The organism is Asticcacaulis sp. AC466 (assembly GCF_000495815.1).
Lineage (GTDB): Bacteria > Pseudomonadota > Alphaproteobacteria > Caulobacterales > Caulobacteraceae > Asticcacaulis.
In genome coordinates this window covers 194,375-221,350 of the sequence record NZ_AWGE01000006.1, presented here as the reverse complement: position 1 = coordinate 221,350, position 26,976 = coordinate 194,375, and the positions used below count along the sequence as shown (strand labels likewise).

General features: G+C 57.9%; 24 protein-coding genes. 12 read left to right on the top strand and 12 right to left on the bottom strand.

Going from position 1 to position 26,976, the window contains the following annotated elements:
• Nucleotides 1–170 precede the first annotated feature (170 nt).
• The gene (locus tag AEAC466_RS29840; protein ID WP_031238440.1) at nt 171–2,348 is read left to right on the top strand and encodes a prolyl oligopeptidase family serine peptidase; all 2,178 of its coding nucleotides are present in this window, start codon (nt 171–173) and stop codon (nt 2,346–2,348) included.
• 75 nt (nt 2,349–2,423) lie between these two features.
• Here AEAC466_RS29840 and AEAC466_RS29835 read toward each other — a convergent pair whose 3' ends face one another.
• The 3 genes from AEAC466_RS29835 to AEAC466_RS29825 are packed head-to-tail and all read right to left on the bottom strand — an operon-like array spanning nt 2,424 to nt 5,700.
• Nucleotides 2,424–3,614 carry a hypothetical protein gene (locus tag AEAC466_RS29835; protein ID WP_023457456.1) on the bottom strand — a complete coding sequence of 397 codons (1,191 nt, stop codon included), beginning with the start codon at nt 3,612–3,614 and terminating at the stop codon, nt 2,424–2,426.
• Nucleotides 3,614–4,789 (bottom strand): hypothetical protein, encoded by a 1,176-nt coding sequence (locus tag AEAC466_RS29830; protein WP_023457455.1) that lies wholly within the window; start codon nt 4,787–4,789, stop codon nt 3,614–3,616. Before AEAC466_RS29830 ends, AEAC466_RS29835 begins: the two co-directional genes overlap by 1 nt.
• Nucleotides 4,789–5,700, bottom strand: coding sequence for a response regulator (locus tag AEAC466_RS29825; protein WP_031238439.1), 912 nt, complete (start codon nt 5,698–5,700; stop codon nt 4,789–4,791). The genes AEAC466_RS29830 and AEAC466_RS29825 overlap by 1 nt, the downstream gene beginning before the upstream one ends.
• Nucleotides 5,701–5,838: 138 nt before the next feature.
• Between AEAC466_RS29825 and AEAC466_RS29820 the strand changes: the two genes are divergently transcribed.
• The 4 genes from AEAC466_RS29820 (at nt 5,839) to AEAC466_RS44410 (ending at nt 7,898) form a co-directional block, all read left to right on the top strand.
• Nucleotides 5,839–6,258, top strand: a complete 420-nt coding sequence (locus AEAC466_RS29820) for a hypothetical protein (RefSeq protein ID WP_023457453.1) — start codon at nt 5,839–5,841, stop codon at nt 6,256–6,258.
• Between the two features lie 117 nt (nt 6,259–6,375).
• Nucleotides 6,376–6,747 (top strand): phasin, encoded by a 372-nt coding sequence (locus tag AEAC466_RS29815; RefSeq protein ID WP_235074197.1) that lies wholly within the window; start codon nt 6,376–6,378, stop codon nt 6,745–6,747.
• Nucleotides 6,748–6,758: 11 nt separating this feature from the next.
• Nucleotides 6,759–7,547, top strand: a complete 789-nt coding sequence (locus AEAC466_RS29810) for a 3-hydroxybutyrate dehydrogenase (protein WP_023457451.1) — start codon at nt 6,759–6,761, stop codon at nt 7,545–7,547.
• Between the two features lie 129 nt (nt 7,548–7,676).
• Nucleotides 7,677–7,898 carry a hypothetical protein gene (locus AEAC466_RS44410; protein WP_155913539.1) on the top strand — a complete coding sequence of 74 codons (222 nt, stop codon included), beginning with the start codon at nt 7,677–7,679 and terminating at the stop codon, nt 7,896–7,898.
• A 205-nt stretch (nt 7,899–8,103) separates the two neighbouring features.
• On the opposite strand, the gene AEAC466_RS29800 is transcribed toward AEAC466_RS44410, so the two are convergent.
• Nucleotides 8,104–9,945, bottom strand: coding sequence for an ABCB family ABC transporter ATP-binding protein/permease (locus AEAC466_RS29800; protein ID WP_023457449.1), 1,842 nt, complete (start codon nt 9,943–9,945; stop codon nt 8,104–8,106).
• Nucleotides 9,946–10,069: 124 nt separating this feature from the next.
• Nucleotides 10,070–10,756 (bottom strand): DsbA family oxidoreductase, encoded by a 687-nt coding sequence (locus tag AEAC466_RS29795; protein WP_023457448.1) that lies wholly within the window; start codon nt 10,754–10,756, stop codon nt 10,070–10,072.
• 357 nt (nt 10,757–11,113) lie between these two features.
• Between AEAC466_RS29795 and AEAC466_RS29790 the strand changes: the two genes are divergently transcribed.
• The 4 genes from AEAC466_RS29790 (at nt 11,114) to AEAC466_RS29775 (ending at nt 15,546) form a co-directional block, all read left to right on the top strand.
• Nucleotides 11,114–11,530 carry a MerC domain-containing protein gene (locus tag AEAC466_RS29790; protein ID WP_023457447.1) on the top strand — a complete coding sequence of 139 codons (417 nt, stop codon included), beginning with the start codon at nt 11,114–11,116 and terminating at the stop codon, nt 11,528–11,530.
• Between the two features lie 97 nt (nt 11,531–11,627).
• The gene (locus AEAC466_RS29785) at nt 11,628–11,942 is read left to right on the top strand and encodes a Dabb family protein (protein WP_023457446.1); all 315 of its coding nucleotides are present in this window, start codon (nt 11,628–11,630) and stop codon (nt 11,940–11,942) included.
• Between the two features lie 93 nt (nt 11,943–12,035).
• Nucleotides 12,036–13,433, top strand: a complete 1,398-nt coding sequence (locus AEAC466_RS29780; RefSeq protein ID WP_023457445.1) for a glycoside hydrolase family 43 protein — start codon at nt 12,036–12,038, stop codon at nt 13,431–13,433.
• A gap of 127 nt (nt 13,434–13,560) precedes the next feature.
• Nucleotides 13,561–15,546, top strand: coding sequence for an ArnT family glycosyltransferase (locus AEAC466_RS29775; protein ID WP_023457444.1), 1,986 nt, complete (start codon nt 13,561–13,563; stop codon nt 15,544–15,546).
• Between the two features lie 175 nt (nt 15,547–15,721).
• Here AEAC466_RS29775 and pstB read toward each other — a convergent pair whose 3' ends face one another.
• From pstB to AEAC466_RS29750, 5 genes are all read right to left on the bottom strand, one after another.
• Nucleotides 15,722–16,531: a phosphate ABC transporter ATP-binding protein PstB gene (gene pstB / locus AEAC466_RS29770; RefSeq protein ID WP_023457443.1), complete on the bottom strand. Its 810-nt coding sequence runs from the start codon at nt 16,529–16,531 to the stop codon at nt 15,722–15,724.
• Nucleotides 16,532–16,561: 30 nt separating this feature from the next.
• Nucleotides 16,562–17,416: a phosphate ABC transporter permease PstA gene (pstA, locus tag AEAC466_RS29765; protein ID WP_023457442.1), complete on the bottom strand. Its 855-nt coding sequence runs from the start codon at nt 17,414–17,416 to the stop codon at nt 16,562–16,564.
• Nucleotides 17,417–17,427: 11 nt separating this feature from the next.
• Nucleotides 17,428–18,414, bottom strand: a complete 987-nt coding sequence (pstC, locus tag AEAC466_RS29760) for a phosphate ABC transporter permease subunit PstC (RefSeq protein ID WP_023457441.1) — start codon at nt 18,412–18,414, stop codon at nt 17,428–17,430.
• Between the two features lie 121 nt (nt 18,415–18,535).
• A complete protein-coding gene (gene pstS / locus AEAC466_RS29755) occupies nt 18,536–19,591 on the bottom strand; it encodes a phosphate ABC transporter substrate-binding protein PstS (protein WP_023457440.1) in 1,056 nt (351 codons plus the stop codon).
• Between the two features lie 151 nt (nt 19,592–19,742).
• Nucleotides 19,743–20,768, bottom strand: coding sequence for a porin (locus tag AEAC466_RS29750; RefSeq protein ID WP_023457439.1), 1,026 nt, complete (start codon nt 20,766–20,768; stop codon nt 19,743–19,745).
• A 235-nt stretch (nt 20,769–21,003) separates the two neighbouring features.
• On the opposite strand from AEAC466_RS29750, the gene AEAC466_RS29745 reads away from it, so the two are divergent.
• Genes AEAC466_RS29745 through msrA form a run of 3 tightly spaced genes read left to right on the top strand, consistent with a single transcriptional unit; the run spans nt 21,004 to nt 23,006 of the window.
• Entirely contained in the window at nt 21,004–21,849 is an 846-nt protein-coding gene (locus AEAC466_RS29745; protein ID WP_031238435.1) for an MTAP family purine nucleoside phosphorylase, read from the top strand.
• Nucleotides 21,850–21,905: 56 nt separating this feature from the next.
• The gene (gene msrB, locus AEAC466_RS29740) at nt 21,906–22,373 is read left to right on the top strand and encodes a peptide-methionine (R)-S-oxide reductase MsrB (RefSeq protein ID WP_023457437.1); all 468 of its coding nucleotides are present in this window, start codon (nt 21,906–21,908) and stop codon (nt 22,371–22,373) included.
• Between the two features lie 9 nt (nt 22,374–22,382).
• Complete coding sequence (gene msrA / locus AEAC466_RS29735) at nt 22,383–23,006, top strand: peptide-methionine (S)-S-oxide reductase MsrA (RefSeq protein ID WP_023457436.1); 624 nt, start codon at nt 22,383–22,385, stop codon at nt 23,004–23,006.
• 40 nt (nt 23,007–23,046) lie between these two features.
• Here the strand turns inward: msrA and galA are convergent, their stop codons facing one another.
• Nucleotides 23,047–25,518, bottom strand: a complete 2,472-nt coding sequence (galA, locus tag AEAC466_RS29730; protein WP_023457435.1) for a beta-galactosidase GalA — start codon at nt 25,516–25,518, stop codon at nt 23,047–23,049.
• Between the two features lie 54 nt (nt 25,519–25,572).
• Nucleotides 25,573–26,910, bottom strand: coding sequence for a glycoside hydrolase family 53 protein (locus tag AEAC466_RS29725; RefSeq protein ID WP_023457434.1), 1,338 nt, complete (start codon nt 26,908–26,910; stop codon nt 25,573–25,575).
• Nucleotides 26,911–26,976: the final 66 nt, after the last annotated feature.

Sequence of the window (26,976 nt, the reverse complement as noted above, 5' to 3'; positions counted from 1 at the left end):
GCAAACCTGAAAGCTCCCATTCCGGCACGAAGATACCAATGCCAAAAGAACTTTATTTTGTAAAGTACTTTTTCAACAAAAAAGATGAACCTTTTGTAATCTTGCCAAGGCGTGGAAACGGTCTAGTTTCGCCCGTTATCTCTTGCTCAATAAAAAAGGGTGGGCCTCCGATGCAAAACTCCTTGAAATCCCTATGTGTGACTACGGCGCTTGTCGCCCTTAGCCCACTCTATCCCCTCGTCTCCTACGCACAGACCATGACCACAGTCGCCAAGCCTCTTTCGTCCAACCCCAATACGGCCGCGAAGGGCAGTGCCGATCCGCGCGCCTTCCTCGATGAGATCGACGGCGCGGAGGCGATGAAGTGGGTTCTGGCGCACAATCAAACGACGCTCGACCGGCTGTCGAAAGACCCGCGTTTCGCTCAGAGCCAGGCCGAAGCGCTCGACATTCTTCAGGCGACCGACCGGATCGCCTATCCCAGCTTCGCCCACAAGGGCATGGTCCAGAACTTCTGGCAGGACGCAGACCACGTTCATGGTATCTGGCGTCAGACCACCTGGGACTCTTACAAGACGGCCACCCCGGCATGGGACACCATTCTTGACATCGACGCCTTGTCCAAGGCGGAAGGCAAGAACTGGGTCTATGAAGGCGCCGACTGTCTGGCGCCCGACTATACGCGTTGCCTGATCTCCCTGTCCGACGGTGGCAAGGATGCCAACGTCATCCGCGAATTCGACATCACCACCAAGTCCTTCATCGCCGGCGGTTTCGACCTGCCCGAGGGCAAGCAAAGCGTCACCTGGCGCGATGCCGATACGGTCTATGTGACGCGCGAATGGACACCCGGCGATGTCACCGCGTCGAGCTATGCCTACATCACCAAGGCGCTCAAGCGCGGTCAGAGCCTCGACCAGGCGACCGAAATCTTCCGCGGCACCAAGGCCGATGTCAGCGCCGGCCGTTACGTCCTGCGCAATATCGACGGCAGCTATGTAATGGATATGTCCTACCGCGGCATAGATTTCTTCCATACGGAGCAGATGTTCTATGTCGACGGCAAGGCGGTTGCCCTGCCCCTCCCCACGTCGTCGAGCTTTGCCGGCTACATGCAAGGCCAGGCCATCTACACGTTGAAAGAAGATTGGACCTCCGCCGGCGGCAAGGCCTTCAAAACCGGCGCCGTCCTGGTCTTCGACCTGAAAAAAGCCTTGGCCAAACCGGCGGCGCTGGAGCCCACCCTGCTCTTCCAGCCGGACGCGCATCAATCGGTGGAGGGGTTGAGCCAGACCCGAAACCGCCTTGTGCTCAACCTGCTGAACAATGTCACCAGCGAGGTCTGGAGCTATCAATACAGCGACGGCAAATGGTCATCGAAAAAGCTCGACCTGCCATCCAATTCGGCCATCGCCGTGACCTCGACCGATGATCAGAGCGACCGCGTTCTGGTCAGCGTCTCTTCCTTCCTGATCCCTGCGACCCTGGTGATGGTCGATGCAGCGTCCGGTAGGTCGGAGACGCTCAAATCGTCACCGGCGCGCTTCAATGCCGAGGGCTTGCAGGTCCAGCAATTCTGGGCCAAATCCAAGGATGGCACGCAGGTTCCCTACTTCCTGGTGGCGCGCAAGGATATCCCACTCGACGGCACGACTCCGGTCATACTCAACGCCTACGGCGGTTTCGAAGTGTCCATGACGCCGTCCTATTCGGGCACGATCGGCAAGCTGTGGCTGGAAAAGGGTGGCGCCTATGTGCTGGCCAATATCCGTGGCGGCGGTGAATTCGGCCCGGCGTGGCACGAAGCCGGGCTGAAAACCAAGCGCCAGAATATCTACAACGATTTCCAGGCCGTGGCCGAAGACCTGATTGCCCGCAAGATTACCACCCCGCGTCATCTCGGCATCATGGGCGGCTCGAACGGCGGCCTGCTCATGGGCGTGCAACTGACCCAGCGTCCGGACCTGTGGAACGCCGTCGATGTCCAGGTGCCATTGCTCGACATGGTCAACTATACGCACATGTCGGCGGGCGCGTCGTGGCAAGGCGAGTACGGCGATCCGAACGATCCGGTCGAAGGCGCTTTCCTGCGCTCGATTTCGCCCTATCACAACGTCAAGGCTGGCGTTGCCTATCCGGAACCTTTGTTCGAAACCTCGACCAAGGACGATCGCGTCGGACCGGTGCATGCCCGAAAGATGGCGGCACTGTTCGAAGAGATGGGCCTGCCCTTCTACTATTATGAAAATACCGAAGGCGGCCATGCGGCGGCGTCAAACCTGCCGGAACGGGCGCGGCGCTATGCCATCGACTACACCTATTTCATGCAAAAGCTGATGGACAAGTAGACGAACACGATAGGTGCCGTTTTCGGCACCTGACGGCTCCAAAGCTCCGGGCAGGCGTCCGGAGCTTTTTTGCGCCTACGCCCGCTGGCGCATTATGTCTCTTTTCATGACATTGAACAGACCAGCTTCGAAATCCATCAGGATGTCGGCGAATTCTATGTCCTGAAGCGGTTTGACGCCCTTCTTGTTGAGACGCGCCATACGGAACCGCCAGAACGAGGCGATATGGTTGAGCGTACCAATTTTTTGCCCAAGCTCGACAAAGAGTTCCGAACCGAAGAGCAGGAATTGACGGAAGGGCTCCGGATCGCCACGCGTTGCCAGTGCGGTATAGACATCGTCGTAATGGGTCAGGGTTTCCTTCGCATCGTTGATCATGCCGATGATGGCGCGCGCTATGCGCGGACGCGCCTTACGCAGATAGGTGCGCAGGTGATCGTCGTAGGTTCCGGAAATACGGTGACTGCCGATGCCGGCCAGGACTTCGCGCAGGCCGTCCTGCAATTCGACATGGCACCACTTGTAATAGAGGAAGCCACGCCAGCACATGATCCCTTCCTGAAACTCCTCATCCGACATATGCAGGGTTTCCTGCAATGGCGCGAGGGTCTGGTTCAGTTTGTCCGACAGAATCTTATTGCCGAGCTTGGTCGCCCCGCCTCCCTTGGTCCCGCCAAAGGCAATATTGACCAGGTTTTCGATTTCGCGCGCCGTGAAGGCCGTCATAGCCTTCAGGTCCGCCGCGGAAATCTGGAAATAGACTCCGGACGGGTTGAAACCGGCCTTGTCGAGATGTTCACGCAGCAGGAAGGGATCGAGCGAGGGCAGTTCATCAATGCAGCGCAGAATGCGGGCGTCACGATTCTTGCCCAGATCCTCGATGCCCAGATAGCTTCGCATCAGGGTTTCAAACTGGGTCTGGCGATAAAAGAAGGACCGGCCGCCCAGCTTCAGATCGTAAGGATCATAGGGCAGTATAATCTTGGTTACCGTACGGCGGCCATTGGGAAACAGGTCACGCTCGTCCAGGCGCAAGGTGTGCTTGAGGATGACCGCCCGGTTCAAAGCCGAATGCTCGAACATCGGCTTGGCGATATAGTCCTCGTTCTCATTATAGGCGGTGTACAGCTTGGCAAGGTTGAGCACTCGGCACGACGACCAAGTGCGGTTCAGATTCGCCAGGTTGCGGATTTCCCGTGTCGTCGAGAAGTCGCTGTCGCTCGCAGCGCGCAACAAGCCGGCAGACAGGATGGGAGCGTCCCCCATCACCGGTCCCTGTCGTCTTCATCGTAACGTGTGACGAGGGACAAGGAGTCCTCGAAATCCGCCAGGATATCACCGTACTCGATCGGCGTCAGACGTTGGGTCATCATTGACTGGCTCATACGATAAGACCAGAAGGAACCGATATGCGACAGAATGCCAATGCTTTCTCCCAGTTCGAAGAACAGGCCGGGGCCGTCGATCAGGAACCGGCGGAACGGAGCGGGATTTTCGCCTTCGACCAGGGCGTGATAGGCGTGATCGTAGACACTGAGTGTGCGGCCGACGCTGGCGATGGCATTGACGATGCGGCGCGCGAGACGCGGGCGCGTTTCCTTGAGATAGTCGCTGATGCCGTCATCGCACGGTCCGACCGGTTGGTAGGTCGCGAGGCCTTCCAGCACCCGGCGCATCTCATCTTGCAGCTCAAGATGCCGCCACTTGAAATACAGAAAGCCGCGCCAGGAGAAGATACCATCGGAAAACTCTTCGTCTGACATGCGCAAGGTCGATTTGAGCGGCCACAATTCCTTGTCAAGCTCGTTAGCCAGTATCTTGCCCGCCAGCTTGATTGCCGCGCCGCCGGACAGGGCGTTTGAAAAGGCCGTCCGCACCAGGCGTTCGATTTCTTCGTTGGCGAAACCGATCATGCGCTGCAGGTCGAACGGTGAAATCTTCAGGTATACGGCGCCCGGCCTGAAACCATGGCGCGACAGGTGCTCGCGCACGAGGAACGGATCCAGCGACGGTAGCTGGTCGAGCAGTCGCAGGACCTGGACATCCCCATTGGCGTTGACATCATCCGTATTGAAATAGTTGCGGCAAAATACGTCGAAACCGACCTGGTTGATCAGAATGGAGCGTCCGCCCAATTTCAGATCCTGCGGATCGAACGGCAGAATAATCTTGGTCGCCGTGCGACGATGCCGCGTAAACATATCGCGTTCGTTGGCGCGCAGGGTGTGCTTTATTATAATGCACTTGTTCATCTGCGAGTCGCGAAAGAACGGCCTAAGCTGGTATTCCTTCTCACGCGCCGATGCCAGATAGACCTGAGACAGGTTGAGCACCCGACTGGTGGAGGCGGTTTCACCCAGATTTGCCAGGTTGCGCACATCGCGGTTGTTGCTGTTATTGGTAGCAGCGCCCTTGGCGTCAATGGTGGCGAACGCGTTCATTAGGCGACCTTGCGATTGGCTTTGCGCTTGTCGACCAGCGCGGTCAGATGCTTGACGATATTCAAGGCTTCATCGGGATCGGCATAGGGTATTTCGTTCAGGCGGGTCAGGGCGTCGAGGTGCACATCCAGAACGTCGGCTTCGGCCTTTTCACCGAACAATCGCACATAGTCATTTAAAGACTGTGTCGCCTGTTCGATCAATCGCATCCGGAAGTCATGAGCGACCGTCTGGGTATGCATAAGCCGCATGACTACCTGGTTGACGTGATCGCGGTCTAGCTGGGTGCCAGACTGGCCTTCCGCGCGGATCAAACCGCGTAAGGCGTTGATTTCCTGCCCTAGGGACCGCTGCCCCAAGATCGACAATTCCTGGGTATCTTCGGAGCGCCGAAGCAGACCGGGAAAAAGGCCTGCGCGGCGGCGGCGGTCGGGCCCGACGAAATTTTCCGAGACGACGAAACGGCGCTTCTTGACCAGAGCGGACGACAGGGCGCGCAGCAGCGAACTCGTTGAAAACGGCTTTATAACAAACTCATTGACCCCGGCATTTCGCGCTAGTGTGACGTCATGCGCACGCTGGCGCGCCGTCAACATGACGATGGGTAATTGCGGATTGGGAAAACGGGGATCGGGCCGCAGGGCCGCCTGGCGCAGCGCAGTGACCAGCTCGATGCCGGACATGCCCGGTAACCCCCAGTCCAGCAACATGACATCGGGGTTCTGGGCCTGAAGATGATCGATGGCTTCTTCTGCGTTGCGAGCGAAGGACAGGTTGTTGAAACCGGCCGCGCGCAGCAGTTCCATAACCAGCCGGCGCGAAGCGTCGTTGTCCTCGACAATCAACACAGAGGTCATCGCACTGTTGATGCGGCGCAATAGCCTCTGGGTCTGGGAATGTGGGGTCGTCATGCGGCTTCCGGGTTGCAATGCCCTGAGCTTAGCCGAAACCCCTTAATCTGAAGTTGACTTAAACCATTGATTTTATGGTTACTTTTTTATTACCACAATATACCGCCTTTTAACCCTGTACAGATAGAATAGCGCATCATGATCCGCAGACGCTTTCTTGCCGCCGCACTTGGCTTCACCGCACTTGGCTTCACCGCCGCCAGCTTCATGGCCTTGCCAGCCATCGCCAGCGAACCCAAAAAAAAGGGCGGTGGCGCGGGCTATACCCAGTTCCGTACGGTTACCGCCTTCACGGACGTCGGGCGGCGCAAACATGGGACATTGAGCGTCGACATGGGCCTCTACACAGATAATCCCAAACTAACGGAACAGATCGTGTTGATGATGCCGCGCCTTCAGGACGCCTATCTGACGCGTCTTCAGAGCTATGCGGGTGGCCTGACGTCTCAGTCTCTGGTCGACCCGGACTTCATTTCAAGCCAATTCCAGACCGTCACTGACCAGATTTTGGGGCAGAAGGGGGCAAAGGTCCTCCTCGGTTCGATTCTGCTCAACTAAGCGCCGCTGCAAAATATTTTCCGCATTGCACCCAAGTGTAAATATCGCCATAGTTTGGTGGCTTTTGATCTTTAGGATCTGTTTGCGCGACCAGAATCCATACGCTAATTGAGGCCTATGATGAGCACTCCCTCGGCTTTCGAAAACGGCCTGCGGCTAATGGCAGACCAGCAGCAGCGCGCCGCGCGCAGCCTGATCAATCTGATCGAAATGATCAGCACGACATCCCGCCGCTACGCAGAAGATACGACCGCCTTCACCCAGGAAGCCTTGAACCTGATGAACGAAGCGGCCCATCTTACCAAAGACGGCAACCGCGACGCGGCTGCCGTGGCCGATCTGCAAAAAAAATGGGCCGAGACATGCCTGAAATATGGCCAGGACCAAACCAAAGCGACCATGCATTTCGTCGAACAGTGCGGAAGACAGGCGCTGACTGTCGCTGCCCACGCCGACACGCCGACCTCTACTGAAACTCCCAAAGAATAAGGACTACCCTCATGGCTACCCTTTCCGGCAAGACCGCCCTCGTTACAGGCTCCACCAGCGGCATCGGACTGGCCATAGCTAGGGGATTGGCGGCGCAAGGGGCGAAGATCATGCTTAACGGCATGGGCGACCCGGCAGCCATCGAAGCCGAACGCAGTGGTCTGGCCAAGGAATTCGGTGTCGAGGTCCTGTTCAATGGCGCTGACCTGACCAAGCCGGACCAAATCGCAGCCCTGATTTCGGAAATCGATAGCAAGCTGGGCGGCGTGGACATATTGGTCAACAATGCCGGGATTCAGCACGTCTCCCCGATCGAGGACTTTCCGCCGGAAAAATGGGATGCCATCATCAGCCTGAATCTGACGGCGAGTTTTCACACGACGCGCCTGACCTTCGCCGCCATGAAGGCGAAAAAATGGGGTCGTATCGTGAATATTGCCTCGGCGCACGCGCTCGTCGCCTCGCCGTTCAAGGCGGCTTATGTCGCTGCTAAACACGGCCTGCTCGGCTTTACGCGCACCATCGCCCTGGAGGGTGCGGAGCATGGCATTACCTGCAACGCCATCTGCCCGGGCTATGTAAAAACACCGTTGGTTGAAAAGCAGATTCCGGACACCGCCAAGGCGCGCGGCATGACCGAAGCCGAGGTCATCAAAACGGTAATCCTGGCCGCACAGCCGACCGGCGAATTCGTGACAGTGGAAGACATTACCGCGCTTGCCGTATTCCTGTGCTCAGATGCCGGCAAGTCGATAAACGGTGCTCCGCTCAGCATCGATGGCGGCTGGACGGCGCAATAGGCGTCCGACGCGGACCGCGATTATTTCGCACTTACTAAATTTTTATGAAATTGCGACCCTAGCCACAGCGCTTCCATACACCCTCTCCTCCATATTCGCTTCACGTCTTGGTGAGAAGGAATCACAATTATGCGCAATATTGCTAAAATCATGACCATCGCTGCCGCTGCCAGCCTGTGCCTGTCGGCTGCCGCCTGTTCGAAGAAGGAAGAAACCTCCACGACGACGGAAACGTCGACTGCAGTGACTTCCCCGGCCGCTGACGCCATGGCGCCGACATCGGAAATGGCTCCGGCTTCGGAAGCTGCCATGTCCACGACCACGACGACGACGACCTCGTCTTCGATGTAAGTCATTCGCCGGAAACGTTCGTTTCCGGCTGAGTTACGCAGATTTGCAGACTCTTTATAATAGAGACCGCTCAACACAAAGCGTCCCTACTTTGTGCGCCATAGTCCCTCTTACCCACCGGTGAGGGGGATTTTTGCTGTGTGCAACGCAAAAGCCCTTCCGGAATTATATCTCGGATGGGCTTCGACCATACTCCGTGTCCGGATTATTCGACTTCGGCAGCAACCTTGGCCAGGGTTTCGCGCGCGGCATCGGCGGCACGCTGGCGCTCCCACATTGAATGATACAGGCCATTGAGGCGCATCAAATCGGCATGTTTGCCGCGTTCGGCAATGACACCGTCCTTGAGCACCAGGATTTCGTCCGCACCGACCACAGTAGACAGGCGGTGGGCGATAACCAGGGTCGTGCGATTTTTCGACACGTCGTCGAGAGACGCCTGGATTTCACGTTCGGTATGCGTATCGAGCGCCGAGGTCGCTTCGTCGAGGATCAGAATCGGCGGCGCCTTGAGCAGGGTACGAGCGATGGCCACGCGCTGCTTTTCGCCGCCAGATAGCTTCAGCCCCCGCTCGCCAACCTCGGTGTCGTAGCCTTTCGGCAAGGTGGCAATGAAGCCAGCGACCTGGGCCTGTTCGGCGGCATGTTCAATTTCCGCGCGCGAGGCGCCATATTTGCCGTAACCGATATTATAGGCGATGGTGTCGTTGAACAGGACCGTATCCTGCGGCACCATACCGATGGCCTTGCGCAACGACGCCTGGGACACCTGACGAATATCCTGGCCATCGATTTCAATGCTGCCGCCCTTCACGTCATAGAAACGGAACAGCAGGCGCGACAGGGTCGATTTGCCGGCGCCTGACGGGCCGACGACGGCCACCGTCTTGCCGGCCGGGATATCGAACGACACCCCTTTCAGGATCGCGCGGTCGGGATCATAGGAAAAGATTACGTCCTTGAAGCTGACATGCCCATCGCTGATCACCAGGTCGGTTGCGTCCGTCGCATCGGTGACTTCCTGCGGTTCGTCGAGCAGCTTGAACATGGCTTCCATGTCGATCAGGCCGGTCGAGATTTCACGGTAAAGGGTGCCGATGAAATTCAGCGGAATCGACAACTGCATCATATAGGCGTTGACCATGACCAGATGGCCGAGCGTCTTCGTGCCGTTCATCACTTCCAGAACCGACATGACCATGACCACCAGCATGCCGATGCCGAAAATCACCGTCTGGCCGATATTGAGCCAGGCCAGGGAAGTATAGGTCTTGATCGCCGCCTTTTCATACATGGCGGTGGCGCGATCATAGCGCTGCGACTCGTGATCTTCGTTGCCGAAATATTTGACCGTTTCGAAATTGAGCAGCGAATCGACCGCTTTCGACATCGAATCCGAATCGGCTTCGTTCATGTCCTTGCGGATGCTGATGCGCCAGTTGGACGCGATGATCGAGAACCAGACATAAACGACCACCGTCACGGCAACGACGCCGACATAAATCAGATCGAACTGCAAAGCGATGATAGCCGCCGTCAGGACGAATTCGACAATGGTCGGAATGCCGACCATCATGGTCAGGCGGATGATGGTTTCAATCCCGGCCTTGCCGCGTTCGATGACGCGCGAAAGCCCGCCGGTGCGGCGTTGGAGATGGAAGCGCAGCGAGAGGTTATGCAGGTGCACAAACGACCGGTTGGCCAGGCCGCGGACGGCGTGCTGACCGACGGCCGCGAACATGGCATCACGGATATTATTGAAAATATTGAATAGAATACGGACCAGGCCATAGGCCGCCACCATAACCAGCGGCATGCCGATAATCATGGTCCACCAGTCCGGGTGAGCCAGTTGCGGCGCGTGGACGGTCAGGGCATTGGTCGCCCATTTGAACGTCAGCGGCGTAAAGGCAGTCAGAATCTTGCCGACCAGCATGGCCAGCAGCGCCCAGACGACCTGGATCTTCAGGTCGGCACGGTCGGACGGCCACAGGTAAGGTTTCAGGAACGCGATGGTCTCCGATGCCTTGCCTTTCGACTTGGGCATGGGGGTATTCTGCAGATTGGGAGAACTCATCAGGCGGTCGCTTTCGACTGGCTCAAGTACAGGAGGGAGGTTTTATCGGCCCTATATAGGCCGCGCCTTACCGTTCGCCAATCGAAACCATTATTTATTTTTGTGCGGGTTCGCAGCCATCTATGCCACAGACTTCTCCTTCGCTGATCGCGGCGGTCTTTTCGGCTTCGGCGGCGGCGGCCTGAAGGGTCTGAAGAAACGCCTGGACCGGCTGCGCCCCCGACACGGCAAACTTGCCGTCAACCACGACAAAGGGCACACCGCGCACGCCGTAGGCCTGGGCTTGGCGCTGATCCAGGGCGATAGACATGTCGATGTCGGACGAGGTGAAAGCGGCGTCGATGTCCGCGGCCTCAAGTCCGATCTCTGCACCGATCTGATGCAGGACGGCGCGATCGAAGATATTGCGGCCATCGGTAAAGTAGGCGCGGTACAGGGCCGCGACGGCTTCGGCCTGCTTGGCGCGCGTGGCCGCCAGAGCGATTAGGCGATGCGCGTCCGTGGTATCGCCGGCAATCGTGCCCGCCAGGTGAAATTCCAGGCCGGCACGCACCGCATGGGCTTCAACACTGGCCAGATTGGCCTTTACCTGATCGGGCGTGAGACCGTATTTGCGGCCCAGCATCTGCTCGACCGGCATCGGCGCTTCGCCGGGGCTCAGGCGGAAGGCGCGATGGCTGATCTCAGCCTCACCCCCCCATTGCGCCAAAGCCGTTTCCAGCTCCGCCTTGCCGATATAGCAAAAGGGGCAGATGACATCGGACCAGATTTCAATTTTCACAGCGGGACCTCCGAATTGCGGCCTACTGTATGTAGTACGGTTACGGTTTTGCGCAAGCCCTTCCTAGCTGGCAAGCCCTTCCAAACCCAAGCCGGCTTATCACGCGACAGTGACGTCGCGTTTGCGCCCTTCCGCATTGCACCGATATTCCCAAGGGGCCGGTTTTTTCGTCTTGCGTCGAACCTCCAATTGAATCTGCACCATTAAACACGAGCGAATTTATCGGCCCCTTTCGGGTCGGCATTTCCGTCTGCGTCGCGTGACCACACGCAGTTTATTTCGACCTAAGCCTTGCAAAAAGTTATGATATAACATATTTGCATAACCGGCCTTCCGCCGCCGACGGAACATTTGACCATGCTGCACCTGAAGAAGAAATGGCTTGATATCGCCTCAATGGGGCTGTCGGCCCTGTGCGTGGTGCACTGTCTGGCCTTGCCTCTGCTGGTTGCCTTCCTGCCGATGTTGACGCCGTTTACAGGCAGTTGGGTACATGCCGCCCTCGTCCTGACCGCCGCCCCTGTGAGCATATGGGCCATCCGCGCGTCGCATGTCTGGCGCAAGTGGCAGATTTCCGCGCCCATCGTCGTCGGGCTTATTCTCCTCGCGGCGGCGGCCTTCATACCGCCCCTGGCGGATATCGAAGTCGCGATCAGCGTGATCGGCGCGCTGTGCATCGCCTTTGGTCACGCCTATAACTATCTGTACCACAGCCGACCCTCTCATGTGCACAGTCGTGAGTGCGGCCATGCCGACGGTCTGGCGGGCGAGTAATTCGACGCGCAGGGCTCTGCGGCAAAATCACAGCTTGACGGACAAGCCTGAGGCTTTAAGGAAGCGGTCGTTAGATTTGTTACGAAAAGCGCCCACCATGATCCGTCACATCGTTATGTTTTCCTGCAAAAACTCCGCGGATCGCGACACCATCTATCGCGGCCTGTCCGTCCTGACCCAGATTGAACATGCCGCCGTGCTGGAAGTGTCGTACAACGAAAAAATCGACCAGTTGGCCAACGATATCGACGTCATCGTCTACGGTGAATTCGCCAATATCGACGATTTCCGCGCCTATAAGGCCCACCCGCTCTACGAAGAATCGATCCGTCAGGTCCGCCACCTGCGTGACGTGCGTGTCGCTGCCGACTACACCGTGTCAAACGCCACGCGCGAACTCGTCAAGGGCTGAGCCATCGGCTAGCCCACTCGAACCTTTGCATTATAAAAATCTCTTCTAGCGAAGATAGCTGCTATAGTTCGGCCTCTTCTGAGGAGGTTTTCGATGTTCGGCCGCTACATTTCCTTAGCCATAGCGTTGGCATTTGCGGCACCTCTGTGCCTTGCCCGGCCCGCTTTGGCCGAAAATCCGATCATTCAAACCTCATTCACCGCCGATCCGGCGCCGTTAGTGTACGACGGTGTCGTGTATTTATATACCAGCCACGACGAAGACGACGCCAACGGCTTCAAAATGCGGGATTGGCGGCTCTACACCTCTACCGACATGGTGAATTGGACTGACAAGGGCGTTGTCGCGTCATTGAAAACCTTTCCTTGGGCCGTACAGGAAAACGATGCCTGGGCGCCGCAGGTTGTCGCGCGCGACGGCAAGTTTTACCTGTACGTCCCCATCAGCGTCGCCGGTTGGCCGAAGAATGTGATCGCTGTGGCGGTGGCCGATAAGCCTGAAGGCCCCTTCCGGGATGCGCTCGGCAAGCCGCTAATAGACAAGGCGGAGGGCTTTATTGATCCGACGGTCTGGATCGATGATGATGGCCAAGCCTATCTGTACTGGGGAAATCCAAATCTGTGGTACGTCAAGCTGAACAAAGACATGATTTCCTACAGCGGAAACATCGAAAACGTTTCGTCCAAGCCTGCCAACTATCAGGAAGGGCCCTGGTTCTACAAACGCCAATCAAAATACTATCTGGCATATGCCTCGACCTGCTGTCCGGAGGGCATCGGCTATGCCATGGCTGACAAGCCTACGGGCCCGTGGACGTATAAGGGCGACATCATGGATCATAATCCGGGATCAACCGGTAATCACCCAGGTATCATCGACTTCAAGGGCCATTCCTATCTGTTCGGCTTCAACTATCGCCTCAATTTCGCGGAGACGCCCATTCATCATGAGCGCCGGTCAGTGACCGTTACGGAATTCAATTATAACCCCGACGGTACGATCAACACCCAGCCCTGGTGGGATACCATCGGTGTCAAGCAACTCCACAGTCTGTCGCCCTATCAGCGGGTGGAGGCAGAGACAATGGCCTGGACATCGAGAGTGAAGCGGGATCGGGACCGGCCGATCGACTGGGCGCCAGGCATCAAAACAGCCCGCAGCGACACGGTTGGCATTTATCTCACCCGCATTACAGATCTGACCTATGTCAAGATCAATGGCGTTGAGTTCGGTGCGGGTGGCGCATCAACCTTTAGCGCCAATGTCGCGAGCGACGGCAAGGGCGGCGTCATTGAGCTACACCTGGATTCGGTTGATGGCCCGCAGATCGGTCGTCTGACTGTTACGCCCACTGGCGACTGGAACCATTGGAAGGTGCAAACGACACAGGTGTCGAGCGCCATTGGAACACATGACCTTATCCTGGTGTTTAGAGGCGAGGGAGATGGCCCGCTTTTCAATCTGGACTATTGGTCTTTTGAAAAATCCTGACCTCCTCCGCTAAAGCCGTACAGATATGACCAGGGTGCGGCAATGGCTTACGGACCGGTGCCTGGCAAAGAAGTAGGGTTTACGCGCTGTCCGCTTGCTGGCAATAAAGCCGCATTGGGGAGACACCATGGTTGAATTCTACGATCTGAACGCCGGCCGTCCGGCGCTGGCACCGCAAAAGCCTTTCCTCGGCGACGACAAAAACCTGACACGCGCCATCTTCATCGTTGGCGCCCTTCTGGTGGCCTGGAAATTCTATATCGCCCTGATCAGCCATGTGATCTGGGAAGAGGGCCATTTTGTCCTGTCCGGTGAATATCTCGACCTGGGCTATCCTGACATTCCTGCCGGCTTTCCCTGGCTGGCGCGTCTGGTCACTACCCTCTTCGGCTGGCACCTCATGCCTTTGCGCATCGTGTCGCTGTTGATCGCGACGGCCATTCCGTTCGCGGTCTATTTCATGGCGAAACCTCTGGTCAGCCATCGCAACGCCCTATGGGCAGCGATGATCGCCCTGCTCCTGCCGCCTCTGTCGCTCAATGGCACGGTCTTCTATCCGGAAGGCGCTCTGCAATTGCTGATGGCGCTCATGCTGGGTTGCCTGATCCGCAGCATCCAGCGCGATGAGATGAAGTGGTGGATACTGACCGGCGTCTGCGCCGCGCTGGGCCTTCTGGTCCATTTCCGTTTCATGGGTCCCGGCCTTGGCGTCATCGCCTATATGCTGATCAGCCGCGAAGGCCGCAAGCTATGGACGCGACCTGGCGTCTGGGTGACCGCCGGCATCGCCTTCCTTGGCCTTGTGCCGTCCCTGATCTACAATGCCGTGAATGAATGGCCAGCGATCCAGTTCCACGTCCTGAACCGGCCAAAACTGCAACCCAATTTCGGCCGGATACTGGGCTATGTTGAAACCCAGTTCGCCCTGGCCACGCCCGTCTTCTTCATCGCTATGGTGGTTGCGGCCAAAAACCTGCTTACACGCGACCGCGACAAGCCGGAAAGCCTTCTGGCGTATCAGGCCGTCGTCATTTTTCTGTTCTACGGCCTGCAGACAATCGTGAACAAGAAGATCATGCCCCACTGGCCATTCATGGCCTTCGTTCCCCTGCTACCTTACGTCCCGGAACTATTGGAAAACTTCGTCGCCAAGGCAGTGACCGGCGGCGGTCGCTGGATGCGGCAGGCCCTGATTGCCACCGGCCCGCTCCTGGCCCTGACCATCGGCGTCGCCGGCACCGCCTATCAGTGGGCCTTTGTCCATTCGGCGGAACTGCCCTATCGCGTGCGTGAGCATAACATCCTGAAAAATGAAAACTGGTCGTTGCTGGAACCCGATCTGGCCGCAGCCGACGCACGCGCCAAGGCCCGGTTCGGTCCTGATATTGTTTGGGCGGCCAACAGCCACATGAGCGCGGTCCACATTGAGTTTCCCGCCGTTCCGGGTGTGCGGGGCCGGCGCCTGTTCACACTCGACGATCCAAACGATGAACTGACCCGCTTTGTCGTGGCACGCCATCACTGGGGCCTGGACCTGCCGACCCTGATTCAGACGCACAAGGGCAAGGGGGTGATGATGGCCATGCTGGAACCGTCCTATCTGTACCACGAGCCGGATCAGGTGGCGATGTACACCGCATTGTGCCGTAATTTCGAAGCCGTCGAACCCTTCCGCGTCGTTAGCCTGCCGCCGTACAAGATGGCGGTCGATTTCTATACGGCCAGGGTGCGTCAGACCCCGCTGACCGATATCTCGAAGGCGCCCTGCCCCTTCTTCCCTCAGGTCTATATCGCCCACCCGGAACGCGGCGAGTTTCTGGACACAGACAACAGCAGCAACTTTTTCGGTGTCGCCGCCGATCCGAAAGGGGTGACGGCAGTCGATATACTGATTGACGGCAGGGTAGTGACGCGCGCCCGCTATGGCCTGGACCCCAAGGAATTCCGTGTGCCCGACATGCTGAAATACGATCCGAACTGGCCCCGGCTGCAATACGATTTCCAGTTTCCGAAGGGATCGCTGGTGTCGGGCGAACATAAACTTTCGGTTCGCGCCACCCGCAGCGACGGGACCACTCTCGACAGTGAACCACGAACCCTGTACGTGCGCTGATCTACGGCCAGCAGGCATAAAAAAGACCCGTCAGATGGCGGGTCTTTTTCGTTAGTGATTTTAGAGCGTGTTCCGATCTGACTGCATCAGATCGGCGCTCTAATTTTTTGTTTCTACGCGCTTTTTGATCCGAAAAGTGCGTCACACTTTTCGGAAAGCGCTCTAAATATCTCGATCAGCCGAAACGGCCGCCGATATATTCGCCCGTCTTATCCACCTTCGGCTTGACGAACAACTCTTCGGTCGGCCCGAATTCGATCATCTTGCCCAGGAACATGAAGCCCGTATAGTCCGACAGACGCGCCGCCTGCTGCAGGTTGTGCGTGACAATGACAATGGTGTAGTCGGTCTTCAGCTCTTCCAGCGTGTCTTCAAGCTTGGCGGTCGAAATCGGGTCGAGCGCTGAGGCCGGTTCGTCGAGCAACAGGATTTCCGGATTGACCGCAATGCCGCGCGCGACGCAGAGACGCTGCTGCTGGCCGCCCGACAGGCCGAGGCCGGACTTGGTCAGCTTGTCCTTGACTTCTTCCCACAAGGCCGCTCGACGCAGCGACGTCTCGACAATTTCGTCGAGTTCGGACTTCGACTTCGAGCTATGTAGCCGCACGCCGAAGGCGACGTTATCATAGATGGACATCGGGAACGGCGTCGGCTTCTGGAAAACCATGCCGATGCGGGCACGCAAGGCGACGAGATCAACATTCGGGCCAATGATATTCTCGCCTTCGAAATCGATGACCCCCTCGGCGCGCTGGCCAGGATAGAGATCATATATGCGGTTGATAATACGCAGCAGCGTTGACTTGCCGCAGCCCGAGGGACCAATAAGGGCCGTGATAGCGTTCTTTTTCACCGGCAGATTGACGTCATATAGCGCCTGGTTCTGGCCGTAGAAGAAGTTGAGCTTCTTGACCTCAAGCACCAGGCTGTCGGCCGGTGGGGGAGTAATCACGCTCTGGAAATCGGGGGACGTTGTGTCGGTCATAACGGTTCTCAGTTACGGTCAAGAATGAAATCAGTGAGAGTTTTTATCGCGGGCAAGCCAGCGGCCGAGGATATTAACAGCCAGAACAGCCACCGCGACCAGTAGCGCGCCAGCCCAGGCGAGTTTGTTTAGATCGGCATAGGGAGTAAGCGCGAAATTGAACATCGTGACCGGCAGACTGGCCATAGGCTGGCTCAGATCGCCATTGTAGAACTGGTTACCGAGCGCCGTGAAGAGCAGAGGTGCGGTCTCCCCGGAAATACGGGCGAAGCCCAGCAGTCCTCCGGTCAGAAGGCCTGATCCCGCCGCCTTCCAGATGATGGTGCGGATAGTGGTGAATTGCGACGCGCCCAGCGCCATACCGGCTTCGCGAAGGGCGTTCGGTTGCAGATTGAGGATATCCTCAGTTGTCCGAGTCACGATCGGTGTGGCTAAGATGGCTAGCGAAATGGCACCCGCCCAACCGGAGAAGTGGCCCAGAGACAAAGGATTGCTCTTGAAAACCAGTAGTTCGTAGACGAATAACCCGATCAGGATGGACGGCGCGGACAGCAGTACGTCATTGAGGAAGCGGACAACATGGCCATAGGCCGTGTCGCCACCGATTTCCGCCAACCACGTGCCGGCCAGAATGCCAATCACTACCGCAATGATCATACCGACCCCGCACATCAGGATTGAGCCGACGATGGCGTTGCGAAGGCCGCCTTCGGATCCAGCTGCGGGTGTATCCATGGTGAATATCTTAAGGTTCATACCGCCGATGCCCTGACTGAAGAGCGACCAGAGGATCAGAGCAAGGGCGCCAAGCGCGATGGCGGTGCCGATTATGCAGAGGCCAATGAAGATGTAGTTAGCAATTTTACGGCGAAGCGCGCGGTCCATTTCTATCTCTCCTAGTAGCGTTGCGAGGACAAGAGCCAGCGCGCAATCGCCAGCACCGTGAAGGTGATCAGGAACAGGATAAGTCCAAGCGCGACCAGGGCAGAAGTGTGCAGATCGGTAGTTGCTTCGGCAAATTCATTGGCGATGGTCGAGGCGATAGTCGATGACGAGTCGAATAGCGACTTCGGGAAACGGTGCGAATTGCCGATAATGAAGGTAACTGCCATGGTTTCACCCAGCGCGCGGCCCAAGCCCAGCATGATCACGCCGATCATGCCTTTCTTTACGTAAGGAATAATGACTGAGGTCGTGACCTCGAACGGCGTGGCGCCAATTCCGAACGCAGCTTCACGCACCTGCGGCGGGATGGAACGGAAGAGTTCGCGGAAAACGGAGGCCATATATGGCAGCACCATGACCGCCAGAATAATCGATGCCGTAAACAGGTTGGCACCATTTGGAACACCGGCCACCAGCTTCGCCACCCATGAGGTCGGGTCTTGCGAGGCGGCTATCATAAGGGGCGTCTGAATATCCTTGGCAAACCAGGGGGCAAAAACGAACAGGCCCCACATGCCGTATACTATAGATGGAATGCCAGCCAGAAGTTCCACAGCGGTTGACAATGGCTGGGCGAGATAGCGTGGGCAAAATTGTGTAAGGAAAACCGCGACGCCGATGGCAATCGGCAGGGCGAACAGCAGGGCCAGAAATGAGGTCACGATCGTACCCACGATCGGAGCCGTGGCGCTGTAGACATCCGTCACCGGATTCCAGGGCGTATCGATACAAAAATGCGCGCCACTACCAGCCGGGCAGTCCTTGAATTTCAGGAAAAAATCCAGACCGAAGGTCGAGAGCGCCGGCCAACCACCATACACCAAGGAGGCAATCAGCCCGCCCAGAACCACCAGCAAAAGGGTGGCGGCGCTGAACGATACCCAACGAAAGATCGGGTCGGTCGGATCAAAACGAATTGACTTGGTTTCAGCAGGCATAATCGGGTCCTGGTTTCATCTTCGGGGCGCAGCGATAGGTGTTGCAAGAGCTGGATAAAAAAGAAGGCGAGGTATAACCGTATGGGGGTTAACCTCGCCTTCCTGTCAGGCAATCCTGATCTTACTTGTTCGGCGAGGTGTAAACCGCAGCCCCGTTCGCCGTGACGTTATCAATCCATTGCTTGCGGATCATGGACTTCACAGCGGCGGGAAGCGGCACATAGTACAGTTCATTAGCGCTAAAGTCGCCAGTCTTGTAAGCATAATCAAAGAACTTCAGCACTTCGGCGGCTTTGACAGCGTTGGCCTGTTCCTTGTACATCAGGATGAAGGTGGCACCAGTGATCGGCCAGGCGTTGGCACCTGGCTGGTTCAGGATCAGCACATAGTTGCCGGGAGCGTGCGCCCAGTCAGCACCGGCGGTCGCCGCCTTGAAGTTCGCGGCGGTTGGCATCGGCCAGGTGGCTTCCTTGGAAGCGACCAGAGCATAGCTGATGCCGGTCTTCATGACGTAGGCATATTCGACATAGCCGATCGAGCCTGCCGTCTGGCGAACCAGGGCGGCAACGCCGTCGTTGCCCTTGCCGCCAACACCGGCGGGCCATTCAACGGCGTCATTGGCGCCGACCTTTTGCTTCCACTCAGCCGAAGCTATGCCTAGATAGGAGGTGAACAGGAAGGTGGTGCCGGAGCCGTCCGAACGGTGAACGACGGTAATCGGCATGGCCGGCAGAGCCAGACCGGCATTCCACTTGGTGATGGCCGGATCATTCCACATGGTGATCTTGCCGAGGAAAATGTCAGCCAGAACAGTGCCCGGCAGCTTCAACTTGCCAGTCGCCACGCCCGGGATATTGATGGCCGGAACCACGCCGCCAACGACGGTCGGAAACTGGTAGAGGCCTGCAGCCGACAGTTCATCAGGGGTCAGCGGCTTGTCGGAGGCACCAAAATCAACGGTCTTCGCCTTAATTTGCTTGATGCCGCCGCCGGAACCGATGGCTTGATAATTCAGTGCGATGCCGGTGGTGCGCTTGTAGCCTTCGGCCCACTTGGCGTAGAGCGGGGCCGGGAAGGTAGCACCGGCACCCGAAATCGTGTCGGCAGCCATGGCGGCCGGAGCGACCGCTGCGGTCATCAGCACGGCGGCGATGGCGCCTTTCAGAAACTTGAACATCCGTATCTCCTTGAGAGGAAGTGTTGGGCAGGCTATTACTCAATGCTCTATCTGTTTTTTATGACAGATTTGTAACGGCCTGCAGAATTTAAAAAGACAAGAGTCGCCAAGACAGGCCGAGATTACTCAGCGGCCTGCCCTGTAGAGATTTTTAGTAACGAACCTCAGTCCAGATGCCGACTTCGTTATTGGTGGTTTTGTGGCCGATCGAGGTCACTTCGTCATGCTTTACCACCGCCGAGAACGAAACGCCCTTGAACGCGGCGAACGAAACGCCGGCGTTGTAGTACTGGTCCTTCTTGGTTGGCGACAGAGTCTTCGAAGGCTTCACCTCTTCAGCGCGACCAAAGATCGTGTAGATCGGGGTCACACGGTAGGAACCAAATACCGACACGCCATCCGCCTTGTCTTCATGGAGCGGGTCCTTGACAAGAGCGGCCGAGTAGTCGTTAGCCGAGAAATATTCGACGCCAAAGCGGCTGCGGTCGCCGACATAGGCGGCCAGAGCGTTGAAGCGCGTGGCGGTGTTCGGCGTGGCGACGCCCGGAACGTCCTGACCGAGCTTACCGGTGTAACCACCGATGGCGAAGTTCAGTTGATCAAACTTGGCGCTCAGGCGGCCTTCGAAATCCATGCTCTTGGAGCGCGTCGGATTCTTGTAACCGTTACCGTTGATGGCAGCAACAGCATACGAGAAGTTCTGGCCCAGGTCACCGGCAGCATGCAGACCCCAGTCCGAAGACGTGGCGAACTTGGTGCGATCGGCAACGGTGTTTTCAACGTAACGGTAGCCGTAGATACCTTCGGCATAGGGCACCCAAGGCAGGTCAGTGGCACCGACGCGCACGACGAGAGCATCGCTGAACTTGGCCTGCACGTAGGCTTTCTTGAGGTAAACTTCAGTCGAGCTGATGGCCGAGCTGTATTGGAAGTCGGTCGTCACATTGGCCGAGAACATGTCGTTGAACGTGTGATCAATGCCGATATAGAGGCGCTTAATGTCAAAGCCTGTGCCGGACGGAGCCGTTTGAACGCCATCAACCTTTTGATCGATATTCGTGAAGTCGGCGTACATACGACCCGAGATCTTCGTGTCATCGGCCGAGGCGCCCGACACGGCAGCGACCATCGTGAGCGCCGCAACGGCGACACCGATGGCGAAAGACGATTTTTTCATGTGATGAACCTTGTGCGTTTTTTGAAATGGCAAATTTGGGGCCGCTTTGTGGCCACGCACGGGGCAATAGGCTCCACGTGTGACAGTCGCATGTAGGTTGTATGACAGCGGCGTGACACCGCCCTTTATGCAGCGTTTGCAATTTCAATACGCACATGGTGCGTTATAAAAGGCACAGATTCGCCACACAGGCGCGGTGATTTCAAATCGCGCCGCTTTCAAGACGGAGGCCCTCATGCTGGCCATTATCGGAGGCACCGGCCTTTATTCGCTCGATTCGCTGGAGACGATCCGCGACCACGATGTTAGGACGCCGTTCGGCGCACCGTCTTCGCCGATTCTCGAAGCGCGCTATGGCGATCATACCGTCTTCTTCCTGGCGCGACATGGGCGCAACCATCAGTACCTGCCGCACGAGGTCAATTACCGCGCCAATATCTACGCGCTTAAAACCCTCGGCGTCCGCCAGATTCTGGGCGTATCCGCTGTCGGCTCACTGCGCGAAGGTATGGCACCGGGTCATTTCGCTGTCGCCTCGCAATATCTCGATCTCGTAAAAAATCATCGGGAAAAGACCTTCCTGGGCGGCGGGCTTAGCGCTCATATCTCCACCGCCGAACCGGTCTGCCCCCGTCTGGCGGCTTGGATAGAGGCGGCGATTACCGCCAGCGGCCACAGGGTCCATAGCAATGTGACCTATGCCTGTGTCGATGGTCCCCGCCTGGGCACCCGCGCCGAAAGCCACATGCTGCGAACGATCGGAGCCGATCTGGTCGGTATGACGAATGTGCCGGAAGTGTTTCTGGCCTGCGAAGCCCAGATCGCCTACGCCACCCTGGCCATCATCACCGATTATGACTGCTGGCGCGACGATCCCGACGACCATGTCAGCATTGCCGCCATCATGAAGCGCTTCGGCGACAGCCTGGGCATCGCCCGACATATTTTGCGCACCCTGCTCGATGGCCCCCTGCCGCCGACCGATGAGGCCCGCCGTCAGACCCTAAAACATGCGTTGATGGTCAAGCCGGAAAGCCTGACGCCAGAAAAACGGGCGCTGCTGGCGGTTTTGCAGGCATGATGTAACCCAAAGCCATTTTCAGGCGTATAACAGGTAAACCCTCATGGAGGTTGCTCATGTTACGCCGTCATTTTCTTACCCTGGTTGGCGCGGGCGCGCTGACCGCGGCTTGCGCCAAGAGCCAGGCCGAAACCGTCGCGCCGCTTAAGCTCAGCGACGCCGAATGGAAAAAGCGTTTGCCACCCGCCGCCTATAATGTGCTGCGTCACGAAGCGACCGAGCGCGCCGGCACCAGTCCCTTGCTTAACGAACACCGCAAGGGCACGTTCGCCTGCCTGGGCTGCGACCTGCCTTTATTTACCTCAGACACCAAATATGACTCAGGCACCGGCTGGCCGAGCTTTTTCCGGGCGATCCCGGATCACCTGCAAACCAAGACCGACTTCGCCCTAGGATATCCGCGCACGGAATATCACTGCGCACGCTGCGGCGGCCATCAGGGACACCTGTTCGACGACGGCCCGCGGCCGACCGGTAAGCGGTATTGCAACAATGGCGTCGCCCTTAAATTCATTCCAGCCTAGGACCATCACATGTTGAAGCGCACTTTTTTGGGTCGTGTCGTTCTGGCCGGCGTGATGGCCCTGAGCTTGGCCGGCAATGCCATCGCGGCAGATAGTCAAGTCGCCGTATTTGCCGGTGGTTGTTTCTGGAGCACGCAGAAAGCCTTCGACCATGTCAAGGGGGTGACCAATACGCGGGCCGGCTTCATGGGCGGCAGCGTCAAATCTCCCAGCTATGAAGATGTGGTGCGCGGCGGTACCGGCCATGTCGAAGCCGTCGAGGTGACCTACGATCCCGATAAGGTCAGCTACCAGCAACTGCTCGATACCTTTTGGCATTCGACGGACCCCACCAATCCGCGTGGCGTCATCTGTGACCTCGGTGACAATTACCGCACGGCGGTCTTCACCTTTTCCGATGCGCAATATAATGCCGCCGTGGCATCCAAGCAGGCTGTCGGCAAGCAGTTGAACAAGCCGATCTACACGCTCGTCGTCAAATCGACACAGACCGGATTGCCCTTCTATCCGGCCGAGGCCTACCATCAGCATTATTGGCAAACCCATAGCGATCATTACGACCGCTATGTGATCGGGTGCGGCCGCCCGGGCGCACTCAAGAAATTGTGGGGCGACCAGGCGCCGAAATACTAAGAAAACGAACGCCTCTCCAGCCGGGAGGCGTTCGCACCAGCTATGCCGACTTTAGGACCACCTTGCCGCCAGCCAAACCATCCGCGCTGGCGGTGATGGTGATTGCGCCCGCACCGGTGACCTGAACAATGGCGCAACACAGGCCGTTGAAGGCCTTGCGTTCGGACGCCTTGTCGGCTTCGTGACTGTTCGGATTGCCATTGCCGACGCCAATCACCGCCCCCGGGCCGGATACGGTGAAGCGGACAAGGCTGTCAGCCTTCGGCACCGGACGGCCCTTGGCGTCGAACACTTCCGCCTTGATCACCGTGCAATCCATACCGTCATTGCTCAAAGCCGCGCGGTCTGTCGTCAACACAACCTTCGCCGGCGCACCGGCTGTTTCGCGCACCGCCTTGAGAATGACCTTGCCCGCCTTGTAGGCATAGGCTTCGATCTTTCCAGGCTGGTAAGGCACCGTCCATTCGACATGGCGGTTCTTCACGACCGCCTTTCGACCTGCCGACTTGCCATTGACGAACAGCTCGACGGCGTCGGCATTGCTATGCGCCCAGACGGAGATGTCCTGGCCCTCCTTGCCTTCCCAGTTCCAGTGCGGGAACAGGTGAAGAAGCGGCTCCGGCCGCCACCAGGCGCGATAGTACCAGTAGTTATCCTTCGGGAATCCGCAGGTATCGAGTGCGCCGAACTGCGACGAAATGCTGGGCCATTCCGAATAGGGCGTGGGCTCGCCACGGTAGTCGAAGCCGGTCCAGATGAAACCGCCGGCTATATAGGGCTTTTCATCGAAATGCGGCCACCAGCCTTCGGCGGTCGTCGCCCACCACGGCGCCGTCGTGTCATAAGCCGGAACGATATGGGCGGCGTCGTCCTTAATATATTCCCCGCGCGTCGAAACGGTCGACGCCGTTTCGGTGCCGATAATGGGCATGTCGGGGAATTTCGCATGGAATCCGTCGATTACGCTGTCGCGATAATTGAACCCCATGACGTCGATAACTTCGGTAATGCCCTGGCCGTAGCCATTGTCCATGGCGGCGGTGACCAGACGCGTCGGGTCCAGATCGTTGCACAGACGCTTCATGGTGTGGGCGATTTTGGCGCCGCGCTTCGTCCCCTGCTGCGGCTCTTCATTGCCGATGGACCACAGGATAACCGACGGGTGGTTGCGGTCGCGCAGGATCAGGGTTTCCAGTTGGGCCAGCCCTTCCTCGCTCGACGCCATCATGCGCGTTTCGTCGATGACCAGAATGCCCATGCGGTCGCAGGCATCGAGCAGTTCCGGCGTCGGCGGATTATGCGAGGCGCGGTAGGCGTTGCAGCCCATGTCCTTGAGCTGTTGCAGGCGCCAGACCTGAAGCGCATCTGGGATGGCCGCGCCAACCCCAGCATGGTCCTGATGGTTACAGGTGCCCTTCAGCTTGACGGATGTGCCGTTGAGGAAAAAGCCCTCTTTTGCGTCGAACCTGATGTCGCGGAAGCCGAAGGTCGTGGCGATGCGGTCAACAGCGGTTTGATCTACACGCAGGGTCGTCGTCACCGCGTACAGGTTGGGTTGTTCGAGCGACCACAGCTTGGGCGCGCTCACCTGAATGGTCTCGGACACCGTTGCCTGACCCCACGGCGCCAATGTCAGGGATGCCGGGGCCGTATCGGTAGATACAACATCGCCCGTCAGACTGCGGATGCCTGACAAAATATCGATGGTGCGGGCCTGGTCGCTATCGTTTTTGACCGTCGTTGCGACTTCGACCGTGCCGTCCGTCTTCGCCCGGACGCGTACGCCGTATTGCGGCACATGCACCGGATCGGTCTTAACCAGCCAGACGTGGCGATAGATGCCGGCACCTTCGTAGAACCAGCCTTCACCGAGCGAGGCATCGACACGAACCAGCACCGTATTGGGCGTGTCGTCGGTATTGAGCACGTCGTTCAGTTCGACGCGAAACGGCGAATAGCCGCTGTCGTTGACCTTCAGGATGTATCCATTAACGATGACCATGGCATTGCGGAAAACGCCATCGAATTCCAGGGAAATGCGCTTGCCTGCATCGCTTGCATCAAGTGTGAAGGTTTTGCGATACCAGCCGACGCTGGTGTCCGGGTAGTCGCGGCCCAGCGGCTTGAAACCATGATTGGCAGCCGGATCCCAGACCGAGCCGTGGTCGTCGGGCTTAAAGGTTGCAGCCTTCGGATTCGGCACGAACGGCAGTTCGACGGCCCAGTCGTGCGGCAATGTTACGCTGCGCCACTTCGAATCGTCATAATCCGACTTGGCTATCGGCGTCGCGTCCGGCCCCTGCTTGGCGTAGGTGCGCAGATCGGCGCCGAAGCCGAAGTCTTTTTCGACGTCGTTGAGATGACCGAAAGCGAATTTCCAGCCCGTGTCGAACCGCAGGCGACGCCGCGAGTCTGTTTCGACGGTTTGCGCCAGGGTGGGCAGGCCGGCGCTTACGGCGGCAAAGGTTGCGGCCGCGCTGACCAGTAAGTGGCGTCGGTGCATTTCGAGCATGATGGCATTCCCTGTTTTTTATTATCATACAATTAAAGCGCTAAATCGCGCTGGTCAAGGGAGTGTAATCACACCCCCCGTTTTCGGCACCTTGACTTGAAGCGCCTCGGCCGTGTCCAGCCCGGCTTCTGCCTCGGCATGACCGACTACGATGTCGCTGTCCGGCCGTAACCAGGCGCTATAGACAAAACGGCCGCCCTCCCTGAGCATGGCTACAGGGACACCGCCGGTAAAATCACCACTGAGATATTGCGCCGCCTGGCCCTTATCGGCCACGGCAAAGCGTGTTTCCACCGGCCAGACATAGGACGCTTTCGGCCAGTCCATAGCGGGCAAGGCCTTGCCCTTATAGTCGAAAAAGGCAGCATTTTCCCAATCGGAGCCTTGTGCCCAACGTGTCCGGCATTTGGTCGACACCCATGCCGGCTCCCAATAGACAACGCCCTGTCCGCCCGCGTCGAGCGTTAGCTGCATGATATCGTGCATGTACAGCGCCTGGCCCGCTGGGCTTACCGGATAGGCCTTCAGTGCGGAATCCGAACCCAACAGATTATGGGCGCTGTCGGCGGCGTCATCGGTAAAGGCGTAGCCGGTTTCGACAACAACCACCGCCTTGCCGAAGCGGTAATGGACGCGACGAATTGTTTCCGAGAGTCCGGAAAAGTCTTCCTTCGACCATTTGCTGTAATAGCTCAAACCGATGATATCATAACCGGTGACGCCCGCCTTCGTGGCCTGTTCGAACCATGGTTCTACGTTTTCCGGCTGGGCGACATGCAACATTATTTCCGGTTTTATTGTACTGTCGGCCGACGCATCGCGCACGCCCTTGATGCCGGCATTGAATAGTTTGGCATTGCGCGCCCAATTGATCGCGACGTGTTCTTCCGGTTGGGTGCGCAGGATTTCGCCATTGGTCTCATTGCCAACCTGAACCATTTCCGGCATCAGGTTTTTGGCCTTGAGCGTGTTCAGGGTATCACGCGTATATTGGTAGAGCGCCTTGGCCTGATCATCGTCACTCAAGCCCGCCCAGGCGGCGGGCACCAGTTGCTTTCCACCGTCGGCCCAATCGTCCGAATAGTGGAAATCGAGCAGGACCTTTTGCCCCTGCGCCTTGGCTGCCGCGATGGTCTTTTCGACATCGGCCAGATTGGAATAGGGCGTCCATTTGGCGTCAACCCAGATACGAACGCGCACCAGGTTATGGCCTGACCGCGCGAAGATCGCGTAAGGGTCGGTTTGAGTGCCGTAACTGTACCGCGCGCCGCAGTCCTTCATCTCATTGACATAGGACAGGTCCGCGCCGAACCAGTAGTCGCGGGCGTGAACGGGGAAGCCGATGGCAAGCACCAGGGCGGGGAGGAGCGAAATCAGGTTTTTCGGTTTCATACCTACCAAGATGTCCGGCGATGAATTTTCCGCCGGAGTTTAGCGCCATTCTGGTGCTTAGGCGAA

Excerpts from the sequence above, each read along its gene's own strand:
- AEAC466_RS29785 (WP_023457446.1), top strand. The coding sequence starts at position 11,628 with ATGATCCGTCACATCGTTATGTTTTCCTGCAAAAACTCCGCGGATCGC.
- pstB (WP_023457443.1), bottom strand. The coding sequence starts at position 16,531 with ATGACCGACACAACGTCCCCCGATTTCCAGAGCGTGATTACTCCCCCA.
- AEAC466_RS29775 (WP_023457444.1), top strand. The coding sequence starts at position 13,561 with ATGGTTGAATTCTACGATCTGAACGCCGGCCGTCCGGCGCTGGCACCG.
- AEAC466_RS29800 (WP_023457449.1), bottom strand. The coding sequence starts at position 9,945 with ATGCCCAAGTCGAAAGGCAAGGCATCGGAGACCATCGCGTTCCTGAAA.
- AEAC466_RS29835 (WP_023457456.1), bottom strand. The coding sequence starts at position 3,614 with ATGGGGGACGCTCCCATCCTGTCTGCCGGCTTGTTGCGCGCTGCGAGC.
- msrB (WP_023457437.1), top strand. The coding sequence starts at position 21,906 with ATGTTACGCCGTCATTTTCTTACCCTGGTTGGCGCGGGCGCGCTGACC.
- AEAC466_RS29725 (WP_023457434.1), bottom strand. The coding sequence starts at position 26,910 with ATGAAACCGAAAAACCTGATTTCGCTCCTCCCCGCCCTGGTGCTTGCC.
- pstC (WP_023457441.1), bottom strand. The coding sequence starts at position 18,414 with ATGCCTGCTGAAACCAAGTCAATTCGTTTTGATCCGACCGACCCGATC.
- AEAC466_RS29825 (WP_031238439.1), bottom strand. The coding sequence starts at position 5,700 with ATGACGACCCCACATTCCCAGACCCAGAGGCTATTGCGCCGCATCAAC.
- AEAC466_RS44410 (WP_155913539.1), top strand. The coding sequence starts at position 7,677 with ATGCGCAATATTGCTAAAATCATGACCATCGCTGCCGCTGCCAGCCTG.
- pstS (WP_023457440.1), bottom strand. The coding sequence starts at position 19,591 with ATGTTCAAGTTTCTGAAAGGCGCCATCGCCGCCGTGCTGATGACCGCA.
- msrA (WP_023457436.1), top strand. The coding sequence starts at position 22,383 with ATGTTGAAGCGCACTTTTTTGGGTCGTGTCGTTCTGGCCGGCGTGATG.
- AEAC466_RS29830 (WP_023457455.1), bottom strand. The coding sequence starts at position 4,789 with ATGAACGCGTTCGCCACCATTGACGCCAAGGGCGCTGCTACCAATAAC.
- AEAC466_RS29780 (WP_023457445.1), top strand. The coding sequence starts at position 12,036 with ATGTTCGGCCGCTACATTTCCTTAGCCATAGCGTTGGCATTTGCGGCA.
- pstA (WP_023457442.1), bottom strand. The coding sequence starts at position 17,416 with ATGGACCGCGCGCTTCGCCGTAAAATTGCTAACTACATCTTCATTGGC.
- AEAC466_RS29745 (WP_031238435.1), top strand. The coding sequence starts at position 21,004 with ATGCTGGCCATTATCGGAGGCACCGGCCTTTATTCGCTCGATTCGCTG.
- AEAC466_RS29790 (WP_023457447.1), top strand. The coding sequence starts at position 11,114 with ATGCTGCACCTGAAGAAGAAATGGCTTGATATCGCCTCAATGGGGCTG.
- AEAC466_RS29840 (WP_031238440.1), top strand. The coding sequence starts at position 171 with ATGCAAAACTCCTTGAAATCCCTATGTGTGACTACGGCGCTTGTCGCC.
- AEAC466_RS29750 (WP_023457439.1), bottom strand. The coding sequence starts at position 20,768 with ATGAAAAAATCGTCTTTCGCCATCGGTGTCGCCGTTGCGGCGCTCACG.
- AEAC466_RS29815 (WP_235074197.1), top strand. The coding sequence starts at position 6,376 with ATGATGAGCACTCCCTCGGCTTTCGAAAACGGCCTGCGGCTAATGGCA.
- AEAC466_RS29820 (WP_023457453.1), top strand. The coding sequence starts at position 5,839 with ATGATCCGCAGACGCTTTCTTGCCGCCGCACTTGGCTTCACCGCACTT.
- AEAC466_RS29810 (WP_023457451.1), top strand. The coding sequence starts at position 6,759 with ATGGCTACCCTTTCCGGCAAGACCGCCCTCGTTACAGGCTCCACCAGC.
- galA (WP_023457435.1), bottom strand. The coding sequence starts at position 25,518 with ATGCTCGAAATGCACCGACGCCACTTACTGGTCAGCGCGGCCGCAACC.